This window comes from Cognataquiflexum rubidum, assembly GCF_022538115.1.
Lineage (GTDB): Bacteria > Bacteroidota > Bacteroidia > Cytophagales > Cyclobacteriaceae > Cognataquiflexum > Cognataquiflexum rubidum.
On the sequence record NZ_JAKZAL010000001.1, the window covers coordinates 62790 to 75405 of the forward strand.

Genomic DNA, 12616 nt, shown 5'->3' on the forward strand with positions numbered 1-12616 from the left:
AACATTCAAATTGACTGAAAAAAGAAAGCCCATTTTTTATGGGCTTTCTTAAATAACAAAGACTACTTCAGTGGAAATGTAGTCTTCCTGTCAGGAGAAATAAAATTAATTAACCACTTTGACGATCCGATATATTACCTGACTTCTTGGAGCTGTTTCCAATTTATTGATTTCAGACATACCTTCATTAAGACTTTCGGGAACAACGACTTGGGAATCCCATGTAGGTATCAGTGCTTCTTTCAATGTTGGATAAAGATCATAGGAGACTGAATTAAAATTCATTTTATTGGAATGAGGAGAAAGAACAACAGCATTTCCCCATCCTCGCATGCTGGTTTGCTTTTTGTCCATGACTGTTTTAATGAACGGTGCCCAATGTTTATTTTCCAGATCAACGAACGCATTAGGATCCGACGAATTGTGATAGATCATATTAATAAATCTGTACTCTTCGTCTGCTACTACACCGGTCGCTTCCTGCCAACCGGCATCCCGAAGAAATAAAACGCTCGTAGTAGTGCTAATGGAATTGGTCTCCATCTTATCCATAGTTACATTCGGAAATGCTGTTGTGATATTAGCCCAGATTTCGTTCATCGCGTCTATGTTCCTGTACGTATTTATAAAAAGAAAATTCGAAGAATTTTCCATATCATAACCACCCACTTTTTCTAGGAGTGCCCAGAATGTGATATTACCTTTCGGTATTTCTTTGCGCAACATTTCAGCCCAATACGTAGTCTCTCTTTTGATAAACTCTTCACGTTTGTCATCAGGTACCTTGCGATACATGTAAACCGTAATTCCAGGGTCAGGTGTGGCTGTAGCCGTTGACTGTGCATGGACAGTCACCCCGACAATAATTACTACAATCAGTGTTAACAAAATCTGTTTCATAAAATTTTGGTTTAAGATTATTTTGGTTAAATGAAAAATTTCAAAATAATATAATGTAAAAAATTTTATTTAACAAATATTAAATGTTTAAATATGAATTTTTCAGTATTTTAATGACATTGATCATACTTTTATTAATGAAAATAGTGGTGAAAATTTCAAAATACAATCTTCATGATAAAAACATCTGTCCATTAATGACTTAGCCCTAAAATCTTCATTGAATAGAATGTAATAAGTATCATTGCTAAGGACAAAAAATTCAACACCTATCTTCTATGACATTACTAAAAAAGTAAGCATCAGTTAACGATCATGCTTTTTCCGCATTCACTTAAAGTGATTCAAATAAAAATTCCCGCAGTTCCCGAATCCAATTTTTAGATCCGGGAACTGCGGGAAATTGTGTTTTTAGATGGTGCTTAGGATGGAATTATTTTCACATCAATAAGCCAAAATCCAGATTGTCTCGTCATTGAATTCTTTTCTGAACCTGTTTACATTCCTTGCGGCTTCTTCCATGCTTGGATACACTGCCACTGAAAGTCTGTAATTGGAAGTTCCGTCTGTTGGCGGTACCACGTTGACTTTGTAGGTGCCGGAAAGTTCCTTGGCTCTCAAACTTGCCATATACTCTGTCTGCCAGCTTTCGATGATGATATAATGGTTATAACTTCCTGATGGCGCGACAGTATAAGCCCCTTCGATGGTAGGATCAATTTCCTCATCTTCCACTTCAGAAACGACCACTTCTACATTGACCGGTACAGCTTGAAGTTCAGGAACGGCCAGGGTCTCAATCCTTTCTTTTTGGTCCGGATCTTCAAATTTGAAAGATTCATAAGGAAGGTTCTTTTCAAAAGAAGCGAGGTTCATGATGACAAATTCCGTCCTTCTGTTTCTTTGGTGTTCCTCTTCGTCGCATTCCACTACATCCACACAGTCATTGACCAACCTTGATTCTCCCATTCCCTCAGACCTTACCCTACGGGAAGCAATCCCTTCAGTATTCAGGTAATTTATTACTGAAAGACCTCTTGTTTCTGATAGCTTGACATTGTATTCTGCCTTACCTCTGGAATCTGTGTGGGAATACATCTGAAGTCTAAACTGCGGATTGTCACGCATCACTTCAATGATTTTCCTCAGCTCTACGGAAGCATCTGACCTGATGGCTGCACTGTTGTAGTCATAATAGATATCAAAAATCCTGATGCCTTTGTCGAAGGATACTTTCTCGGAAAATACATTCAGATCCAGTTTGTTGTTTTGGTTTGGCTTGGTCGAAAATCCTTCTTTCACCTGATTGAAATAGCCTGAAGTTACGGTTTCAATGGTGTAAGTATTGTTGAGTGGTAAAAAGAAAGTAAACCTTCCTTCGTCATCACTCACGACTGAGGTATTCACACCTGAGGCAGTATCTGTAAGGGTCACAACCGTATTTTGGATTGGGGTCCCCGTTTCTTTGTCTTTGACAACTCCGGTTACGGTAAAGAACTCATCTTCCAATTGTTCTACAAAATAAATATCATCCAAACCTACACTTCCATTCCTATCGGAGGTAAGGAAAACCTGCCCATTGTTGGATTTGTCCTTGAAAAAGAAGAAATCATCTTTATTGGAATTGAATGGGACACCGAGGTTTTCGGGAGTAGAAAATGAGGTCCCCACCATATTGGACTTATAAATATCCAATCCTCCCAATCCTCCCAATCCTTCGGAAGAAAAGTAAAAGATGTCATCATAAATAAACGGTGACCTGTCATTGCCAAAGGTGTTGATGTCTTTTCCAAGGTTGACGGCGTTGGTCCATTTGTCATTTCCCAAATAATCCTGATAATAAATATCACTTCCTCCAAAACCGCCGGGCATATTGGAGGAGAAGTACAATCTCTTTTTGCTTTCATCCCAAAAAGGATCAGCGACACCATATTTCAAATTGGAATTAATGCTAAGCGACTTGGCTTCACCAAATGTTCCGTCTGCCTTCTTTTCCTTGTATAGTATTTCAGGGTATAGGGTCAATCCAAACTTCCTTCCTTCCCGCTTGTTGGTTTCGTTTCCCGCTTCGGTCACGGTATAAAACATCATGCTACCCGACTTATGGATCGGGCCGATATGGTTTTCATTTTGGAAAACTTTGGAAGAAACTATATTTTCCAAGTCATCATTGGTTTTATTCAAATTGGCTTCATATACTGTTAGGAAGCCATTGCCGGTCCAGCCATACCTTTGGTTATCAGTCAGTCCAACTGCCCCTTTTTTGTCAGACAGCCTATCTGAACTGAAGAAAATCACTCCTTCGTCTATTGTAAGACCAAATTCCGAATAGGTTGTATTCAGGGATTTTAGGGGTTTGATCTGGTATTTTGTTGGGGTGTTCAAAATCTCTTTTGCCTCACCTGCGGATTTGCGCAGCATCATCCATTTTGGTTGTTTGCTTACTTCACCGTCTTTGAGGATCATCTTGTCGAGGATCTTGGCAGACTCGTCAAATTTGGAATTGGCGATCAGTGATTCGGCATATTGGTAGGAATCCTCTGTAGTCAGTTCGTCCTTGTCTTCCAAAAACCTGTACCAGGCCGCTGCTTTGCCAAAGTCCCTCATTTTGTAATTGGAATAGGCAAGACCGCGGGCGGTTTCACTGTCTTCCTTTTTTTCCCAAGCTTCTCCAAATTCATAAGAAGCATCCTTGAAATTGAATAATTCCAGCTGTTGGTTAGCCCTTTTGATACTACTGTTGTATGAAGAGCAGGAGGTCCCAACCATAATCGGGACTAAAAATAGGAGGTGTATGTATCGTTTATTCATTGTATTGGTATTTAAAAATGTCTGGGAGAGACCACCCTGACACGGTTTGGTGCTAGCATGTACCCTATAGAAATATCATGGGTGGAGAAGTTTCGGACATCAAAGCCTGAAATATTATGATCATATGCGTAGCCTACCCTGAGTCCGTTTTTTACAAAAAACTCAAATAATAAAACTACAGCTGTTCCTTTTTTCAAATTGTCAGAAGTTGCCCTGTTGGCGTAATCCAAAGCAGTCCTGTAAGTGGTACCGAACCACAACTTTTCCTTGTAAACCATGGATGCAGTCAAGTCAAGCCTTGCGGGTGCATTGAAATCCTCAATCATCATGAAAGTTGGGCGGAACGCAATATCAGGAGATAATTCTACTAATCCACCACCTGTAAGGTAAAAATGCGTTCTTGGATCCATGAAGATATCCGTGTTTTCAGATTGATTCATAGGAGAAATCATGTTGTCTACCGCCATCCCAAAAAACTTGCTGTCATCGTAATAGAACATTCCCAATTTGAGATCCGGATAGGAAACCTGGTTTTTTACCGCGGGGATGCTGGGGTCATTGGGGTTGCTTGTTGAGAGTGCCAATCCGTCAATCATTGAATTGATCAACCCTATTCCCATCCCAAAACTCAGGTAACTTGACTGTGCAATATGGAGGTGGTAAGCAATGTTACCATAGACAGCATTGGTACGCTGTGCACCGATTTTGTCCGAAACACCGACAATCCCCACTCCGATCCTGGACTCAGGCAGATAACCATCTGCACCGATAGCAAATGTCTCCGGGCTTCCTTCGACGCCTGTCCATTGCTTTCGATAATAAGTCTGAAGGTAAAGCTGCTCCTTATATCCTGTGTAAGCAGGATTGATAAACAGTGGATTGAACATGTATTGGCTAAACTGAGGTACCTGCTGACCAAAAAGATCTTGGGAAAGCAGCAGCCCAAAGAAAAATAGAATGGATAATTTTTTCATAATTCTACTTGATTACGGTCAGATAACCGGTGAACACTTCCTCTTTGCCATCTTGTGTGGTTAGGGTCAGTTGGTAGAAGTAAGTCCCCTCACCCACACCTTGCCCATTCCAATCATTCTGGTAATTGCTTGCTCTGAAAATTTCAACACCCCAACGGTTGACGATGACAAGTCTGTTGTTTGGATATATATCCAAAAGACCTTTGACTATCCATTCCTCATTGATGCCATCGCCATTTGGAGAGAAAGCATTTGGAATCGAAAACTCCATCTGTCGGTGTGAAACCGTGGCGGTATTGTCCACAGGATTGGAGTCTTTCTCATTGGAAACGACCTGGGCGATATTGGTGATATCAGCGATGGACTCCGCAGTGACTTCTATCTCCAAAGTGACGATTTCACCCGGAAGGATTTCATCGATTTCAAGGATGACGGCATTTTCTGCAATATCGAAGCTTACCTCTCCGATCGAGGCTGTTGCACTTTTGTATTTGACTCCTACAGGCAAAGTATCGCTGAGAATGACCACAGTGGCCTTGGTGTCACTCAGGTTTTCAACAGTAAGTTTGTATTTGAAAGTACTTCCCTTGGCGACAATGTTGGATGAAACTTCTTTGATCAGCTTCAGGTCTACCTGATTCACTGAGAGTGCAGGGGAAGCAGCTTCTACGTCATCAAAGTTGGTACCTGACACCAATACTTCATTGACAACCGAACCTTCTTCCAAAGTCACCATCACGGAGATGGTCAAAGTGAGTGATTGATCCGGAGTAATAATCGGAATATTCCAAGTAACGATATTGTCTACAATCACCCCAAGATTGGAGGCTTCCATCGGGATCAGCCCATCAGGCAAGGTATCGGTAACTACTATATTTTTTGCATCGAATTCACCATTATTGGTAATTACGATAGAGTATTCAATAATTTCTCCCGGTGAAGCAGAAGGCACTGAAGCACTTTTGGTAACAGCCACCTCGGTATCTTCCAAAGAATTGTTTATCGTGACCAGACTCGGAGCAGAAACCTTAGGCCCTGCCGGGTCTGTAGGGGAAGTCGCCGTAGCGACATTGCTGATAACCTGACCATCAAGCAAACTTTCAAGCGCTTTTACTGTCAATGTTAAATCAGTTTTTTGACCGGAGTTAATGGTAGGAATAGTCCAAGAAACTGTTCCTGCTGCATGGGTGCCTCCATTATCAGCACTGACGAATGTCGTTTCAACAGGCAGCACATCGGTGACCGCCACATTTCTGGCGGTACTTGGACCATTATTGGTCACTGAAATGGTATAGACGATTTCTCCGCCTGCCAATACTTCGGGGGCAGAAGACGACTTGGTGATGGTTAAATTTGCCAAAGTGGAAATGTTAACCTCTAGATTCGGATCTGGACTGCTTTCTACCGGATCATTAAAATCATCCGGGCTGTCTGCGATGGCGATGTTTTTGATTTTAGTTCCCGCCAAGACATCCTCCCCGACCTTCACTGCCAATACCAATGTGATGGAGTCACCCGGCGCAATTGTCCCCAATGGCCAAGTCACTGTTCCTGCCGCATGTGTACCCCCATTCCCTGTTGCGACAAAAGTAGTCCCCGCCGGTAATTGGTCAGTGACGACCACATTGGTAGCAGGAGCATTTCCGGTATTGCTGACATTGATGGTATATACTATTTCTTCCCCTGCATTGACCGCCGTAGTATTCGGTGTTTTATTGATTTCAAGGATAGGAGAGCTGTTGTCTATTGTGACCAAACTTGGTGGCGATGTTTTTGGGCTTGCCGGATCAGATGGACTGACCACTGTCGCCACATTGGTGATCACATTCCCATCAACCAAAGCTGCTGATGAAGTGACGGTCACCTGAAGGCTAACCTGCTCTCCGGATTTAATGATACCAATCAACCAACTGACATTTCCATTGGCAAAGACTCCACTGTTTGTAGCACTGACAAAAGTGGTCTCAGCCGGAAGGGCATCGTTTACCACCACAGCAAGCGCATCACTTGGGCCATTGTTGGTTACATTAATGGTATATATGATGTTTTGTCCTGAACGGATAGTAGGCCTATCTGCGGCTTTGGAAATTACTAAATTGGATAAATTCTGAATAACCACCTCGAGAGTTGGATCATTGCTGCTTAAGACCGGCCCTGCAAGGTTTTCGGGGCTATTGGCTGTCGCTATGTTTCTAATCCTAGTGCCTGCAGGTGTACTTGGATCTACTTTTACTACCAATACAAGGTTAATCGAATTTCCTGCCTGCAATGCACCCAAATTCCATGTAACCAGATTTGAGGCAAATGTTCCTCCATTGTCCGCTGATACGAAAGTCGTATTTGCAGGAAGGGGATCTGTAACGATCAGGTTGTTTGCCGGAGCATTTCCTGTATTATTGATCGTGATGGTGTAGGTGATGTTTTCCCCTGCATTTGCGGTAAAGGCTCCCGGGAGTTTGGTGATGCCAAGAACCGGAGCAATGACTTCTACCGTGACAATACTTGGAGGGGAATTGACAATATTTGTTGGATCCTGGGTACTAACCGCAGAAGCAATATTAGAAAGCTGAGTACCGTCGGTAAGGTTTGTGGCAGCAGTAACGACAAGTGACAATTCTTCCTGTTCCCCAATGGGTAGACTGGCAATTGTCCAGGTTACTGTACCATTGGCATGGGCACCTCCATTACTGGCACTCACAAAAGTAGTCCCCGTTGGCAGGACATCTGTCACGGTTACATTCGTGGCATTGGCAGTGCCAAGGTTAGAAACAGTAATTGTATAAGTAATATCGTTTCCTGGATTGACTTTGGGAGCCGCCGCCAATTTGGAAACCGTCAGTTCCGGCAATGAAACTACTGTTACCTCATTATCTGGATCAGGAGCGTTTAGCACCGGTGCAGCAATACTCGGACTTTGTACCGACACACCATTGATGATGACTGTTCCGTTTGGTACGGTCAACCCAACCTGAACCACAAGATTCAATGTACGGGTTATCCCCGGATCGATAGTTCCCAATGTCCAGGTCACAAGGCCGGCATTATGGGTTACAGAATTATCTGCGGAGATAAAAAATGTGCCGGTCGGCAATTGGTCTGTCACGGTCACGTTGGTGGCAGGTGCTGTTCCGGAGTTGGTGACTTGAATGGTATAGGAGATTAATTCTCCAGCAAACACGGTGGGGGCATTAGCCTTCTTTGTGATTGCCATTTCAGGTTTGACTTCTTCGACAATGACCTGACTTGGAGTTGAAATTTTTGGTGTAGCCGGATCAGAAGGACTGACAACAGTTGCTGTATTGGTAATAACTTCGCCACCTACGAAACTTCCGGTCACCCGGACTACAAGCTGAATAACCAAGGTTTGACCAGGCGAAAGAAGCCCTATGGACCAATTGACTGTGCCATTGGAATGGGTTCCTCCCCTGTCGGTAGAGACAAAGGTTGTTCCCGTCGGCAGTACATCCGAAATGTTGACTCCGGTAGCAAAGGCATTTCCCGTGTTAGAAACCGAAATCGTATAAGTGATATTATCTCCCAATCTCACTCGGGATTTATCAGCTATCTTGTTGATGCCCAAAATCGGTAAAATTCCTTTAAGGACAGTTACATCAGCATTGTTGGAAGTCTTTGGTGAAGCCGGGTCATCAGGGCTTGATGCCTGTGCTACGTTGGTGAGTTTTGTTCCTTCTACCACTCCAAGATTTACCAGAACCCTAACTGTCAGCACTTCTGTCTGTCCGGCAGCGATGGTTGGGAATTGCCAGGTCACGGTCCCTGTTTGGAAAACACCTCCATTGGTAGCAGACACAAAAGAAGTTCCTACCGGAAGCACGTCTGTCACGGTCACATTGGTAGCCGCATCAGGGCCACCGTTGAAAACACTTACGGTGTATAAGATTTCTCCACCAGCCTGTACAATGATAACATTGGAAACCTTGAATACTTCAAGTCCTGCTACTGCATCGAAATTCCCTTTACTTTCCGCACTGCGTACTGTGGTGCCGGAAAGCACATCGGTTCCTGATCCGGATTTTGTTGAAAAATCGGAAGTCCCTGCGGAAGAATGAAAAAAATCTGCTGATGCTTGCAGTTGAAACCATGAAATAAACAGGATGACAAGCAATACAGATTGTTTGCAAAATTGCTTCATGAACAATCTATTTTAGATAGAAATTAATTAAGAAAAACAAACTTCGCTTTAGGCGATTTAGATAGAGTTAGGTCGAGTTTTTACTAGGGGCTTTAGGCTAATTTCCCACTATCGGCGCTTCGGGTGATTTGCCAATTAATGACAAGATTATCATTTGTTGGGCTAAAGTACATATATAGTTTGGAAATAATAATATTTTTACAAGAATCTTATTTATGGAAATTTTATCAAAAAAGGACTACGAAAAAAGGAAATCGTTCAAATTATTTTTAGGCAAAATGCCCTTTTTGAGCAGTAGGAGCATAAAGTACAAAGTACTTGTGACGAATTCCAAAAAAGTGCTAAAACCAGTTTTTGGACTTTTTTCCAAATTCTTGATTTCTGAAGATTTCGGTCAAAAAAAATTTTTGAAAAAAAATAATTTTTTTTTCAACCTAAAGTCGTTTCAGATTTTTTTACTAAAAAATTAACCAAATTCCCGAAAGACGAAATGCTACTTTTACAATTTCTCTCCAAAAAAGCATGGGTGAATTAGCCAAAAAAAACTCTGTTCCAAATAAGGATTCCATCCAAAAATTGTTGGCGGAAATTTCCGTTCTGGAAGAGAACATCAGCATCATCGGAGGGGAAATCTCCACCTTCGAAAATACCCTCCGCCAAAAGCTTGGTTTACTGATTTCCAGGCTGGTGTCCCTCAATGAAAAAATGAAGGAAAAGCAGCAATTGAAAAAAGCCAAAAGGCTGGAGCAAAAGAAGCGGGGGAAAAATTATAAGGAACCTGTCCAAGTACTTTCACCAAAACCTACCAAGAAATTTACTCCCGAATCAAGCGAAGATGAAAAGCAGGAATTGAGGCGCCTCTACAAAGAAGCTATCGTACAGGTACACCCCGACAAACTTGGACCAAGCGATGAAGAAGATGCAGTCAAAACAGCCACTGACCTTACCGCCCAACTCAATAATATTTATAAAAATGGGGACCTGGAACAGCTGCTCAACTTTTACCAAATCAATATTCAGGGATATTCCGGCGAAACAAGCAATTTGGCAGAAACAGTTACGGTAAATCCCAAAATCAGGTTAGAGGCATTGAAGACCAAAAAGGAGAGTTTGGCTAGGAAGCTTAAATCTCTGGAAGCAAATTACCTATACCACGTCCTCAAAACCTACGACAATCCATTGACTTTTATCAATGAGTTGGAGCTTCAGTTTCAGGAAAAAATCGGAAAACTGGAAAAAAGGACAAGAAAGATTTGACCTATTTGATTCTGTAATTTAAAGTAAGATTGACTTGTCTGACCACATTCTGGAAATCACCCGTGGTAACAAAACCCGTCCCTTCCACGATATACCTGTCCCTGCGTGTATTCAAAATATCTGCAACGGTCAAAATCAGTTTTCCCCTCCCTTTCAACACATCCTTGCTTCCTGACAAGTCCATAAAAAAGATCGATTTCCTTACACCTTGTGCTGTTTTTTGTCTTGCCTGATAATTTGCCCGCAACTGGATATCATATCCTTTCCCAAAAATAAACCGGGAATTTTGCCGTGCATACCATGAGTATGTCGTTGCCACAAAATCGTCCTGAATGTTGCTCCCGTCTACTTTGGCATGGAAAAAGTTGAAATTGATATCTGCCTTCCACCAAGGGAAAATGGCATAATCGGTCGTGAATTCAATCCCATAAGCCCTTTCGGAATTGAGGTTTTCTGTGATGGTAATGGCATTTCCTTGGTTATCGGCTGTCCTGATCCTGTCGATTTTATCTTTGGTATCACGATAATACACGGTCGAGAAGAGTGATCCTTTCTCAAAATACTTGATATGGCCCAATTCAAAAGCATCGGTAAATTCGGGTTCAAGGTCTGGATTTCCACTGAAGAAATTCCTTGCATCTGAAAAAGTCACAAACGGACTCAGATCATTGTAAACCGGCCTTCTAACCCTCCTGCTGTAGCTTAGCTGCATGGCATCCTCTTTGCTAATATTATAAGTGAGGTGTGCACTTGGGAATAGGTTGACATAATTCCTAGGGTTGACTTCATTGGTTTTGACCAAAATTGTCGTCACATCTGTCAGTTCCGCACGCAAACCTCCTTGGTAGCTGAATTTGTTGGACTTATTTCCAAGAATGCCGTAGATGGCATGGATGTTTTCTTCATAGAGAAAAATGTTATCCAAACCCGGAAGCGGGAAAAAATCACCATTTTCATTTTTCTCTTCCACAACAAAATCATTCTCCATATTCCTGAAACTGCTTCTCAATCCAGTTTCAAATTTTCCGCCGCCGGTGCCAATAGGTTTGGTATAATCGATCTGTATGAGGTATTGCTTTTCAAACTCATCATTGATGGAAGTCTGTACCAAAGATTGGCTTGGGTCCATCACTCCCTCGGGAGAAAAAGTGTCCTCGGTAAACAACTGATCGGAATTTTCCCAATAGTCCAAATAAGTAAAGGCTGCCACGAACTCATGACCTTTCTGCTCAAAGGAGCGCTTGTAGCTCACGATTATCTCCGAATTGGGTTCCATTTCGGTCTCGTCCTGCCTTCTTTTGCTGAAGCTCTGCAGGTTGTCTTTGGAGAAAATGTAATCGTCATACCTGATATCGGTGATCCTGTGCGCATCACTTCTCCTCCACAGATACGAACCTGTCAGGATGCTTTTTTCATTGAAATAATAATCCAATCCCGCCCGGATATTGTTGTTGAGGCTATTGACTACGCCCGTGGTGGATTGGTCAGAAATGAAAAGGGTATCTCCTCCAAAAGCTTCCTGAAATAAGGTGCCGTTGCGCGGCTGTCGTCTTTTGGCCAAGCCATAATTGACAAACCAATTGATTTTCTTGTGCCTGTAATTCAGGTTGGCAGCCAATCCAAGATTGAGCGGATCGCCCACAGTTGCTTCAAAAGAACCGTTGAAGCCTTGGTTGTTGTCTTTTTTCAGAATGATATTGATCACGCCCGCCATCCCTTCGGCCTCATACTTTGCTGAGGGATTGGTAATGACCTCGACACTTTCGACCATACTCGCAGGAAGTTGCTGCAGGCCACGGCTGCCTTTGAAACTGACCAAACCTGAAGGCTTCCCATCGATCAGTATCCGCACATTTCCGGATCCTCTCAGGCTGACGTTTCCTTCCGTATCTACCGACACCGAAGGCAGGTTCATCAGAATATCAGCTGTCGTCCGACCGGCATTGGCAAGGTCCTGTCCGACGTTGAATACCCTTTTGTCCAGAGCAAGCTCCATAAAAGCCTTCTCACCTTCCACCACCACCTCTGACAAGTTGCTCATGGTCGGATTGAGCTTCAGAGACTCAAAACGGTATACCGGCTGCTCTTTTGAAACCTGGAATTCAGGACTTTTGAAAGGCTCAAAACCCATAAATTCTATCAAAGCATAATACGTCCCAAAAGGAATGTCAATGGTGAATTCGCCTTTGTCATCCGTGATATTCCCTTCGACAAGCTGCTCGGGACTTTTGTAAATGGCTACTGTGGCAAAAGAAAGGGGGTTTCCTGAATTGGCATCTGCGATTTTCCCTGTCACTTTCCCCTTGCCTCCCTGCTGTGCTTCAAGGGAAGAAAAGAATAAAAGGAAAATCGAGGTAATGATGAAAACCAAAACCTTGGATCGGGTTTTTGGTTGCTTCAGGTGCGGATTCAAAGTAAGGTCTGGAATTAGGTTTATCAAATAGGCTTGAAATGAATAAGAAAGATATTCTCTCCTATCATTTGTAAGCAATATATTATTTTAAAAAACCCGAAAGTATTG

The 12616-nt window shown here is 42.5% G+C and carries 6 protein-coding genes; 1 reads left to right on the forward strand and 5 read right to left on the reverse strand.

The genetic code is table 11. The features are described 5' to 3' along the window. Window positions 1–105 precede the first annotated feature (105 nt). The 4 genes from MMU05_RS00270 to MMU05_RS00285 form a co-directional block, all read right to left on the reverse strand. Complete coding sequence (locus tag MMU05_RS00270; RefSeq protein WP_241139683.1) at window positions 106–900, reverse strand: hypothetical protein; 795 nt, start codon at window positions 898–900, stop codon at window positions 106–108. A gap of 444 nt (window positions 901–1344) precedes the next feature. Beyond that, window positions 1345–3711 (reverse strand): OmpA family protein, encoded by a 2367-nt coding sequence (locus MMU05_RS00275; protein WP_241139684.1) that lies wholly within the window; start codon window positions 3709–3711, stop codon window positions 1345–1347. Window positions 3712–3722: 11 nt separating this feature from the next. Further along, entirely contained in the window at window positions 3723–4685 is a 963-nt protein-coding gene (locus MMU05_RS00280) for a PorP/SprF family type IX secretion system membrane protein (RefSeq protein WP_241139685.1), read from the reverse strand. A 4-nt stretch (window positions 4686–4689) separates the two neighbouring features. Next, the gene (locus tag MMU05_RS00285; RefSeq protein WP_241139686.1) at window positions 4690–8838 is read right to left on the reverse strand and encodes a DUF7507 domain-containing protein; all 4149 of its coding nucleotides are present in this window, start codon (window positions 8836–8838) and stop codon (window positions 4690–4692) included. A gap of 522 nt (window positions 8839–9360) precedes the next feature. Here MMU05_RS00285 and MMU05_RS00290 point away from each other — a divergent pair. Then, window positions 9361–10095: a hypothetical protein gene (locus MMU05_RS00290; RefSeq protein WP_241139687.1), complete on the forward strand. Its 735-nt coding sequence runs from the start codon at window positions 9361–9363 to the stop codon at window positions 10093–10095. A gap of 1 nt (window position 10096) precedes the next feature. On the opposite strand, the gene MMU05_RS00295 is transcribed toward MMU05_RS00290, so the two are convergent. Next, window positions 10097–12457 (reverse strand): TonB-dependent receptor, encoded by a 2361-nt coding sequence (locus MMU05_RS00295; RefSeq protein ID WP_418884454.1) that lies wholly within the window; start codon window positions 12455–12457, stop codon window positions 10097–10099. Window positions 12458–12616: the final 159 nt, after the last annotated feature.

Coding starts and splice junctions, on each gene's coding strand:
- MMU05_RS00270 (WP_241139683.1), bottom strand. CDS start 900: ATGAAACAGATTTTGTTAACACTGATTGTAGTAATTATTGTCGGGGTG.
- MMU05_RS00275 (WP_241139684.1), bottom strand. CDS start 3,711: ATGAATAAACGATACATACACCTCCTATTTTTAGTCCCGATTATGGTT.
- MMU05_RS00280 (WP_241139685.1), bottom strand. CDS start 4,685: ATGAAAAAATTATCCATTCTATTTTTCTTTGGGCTGCTGCTTTCCCAA.
- MMU05_RS00285 (WP_241139686.1), bottom strand. CDS start 8,838: ATGAAGCAATTTTGCAAACAATCTGTATTGCTTGTCATCCTGTTTATT.
- MMU05_RS00290 (WP_241139687.1), top strand. CDS start 9,361: ATGGGTGAATTAGCCAAAAAAAACTCTGTTCCAAATAAGGATTCCATC.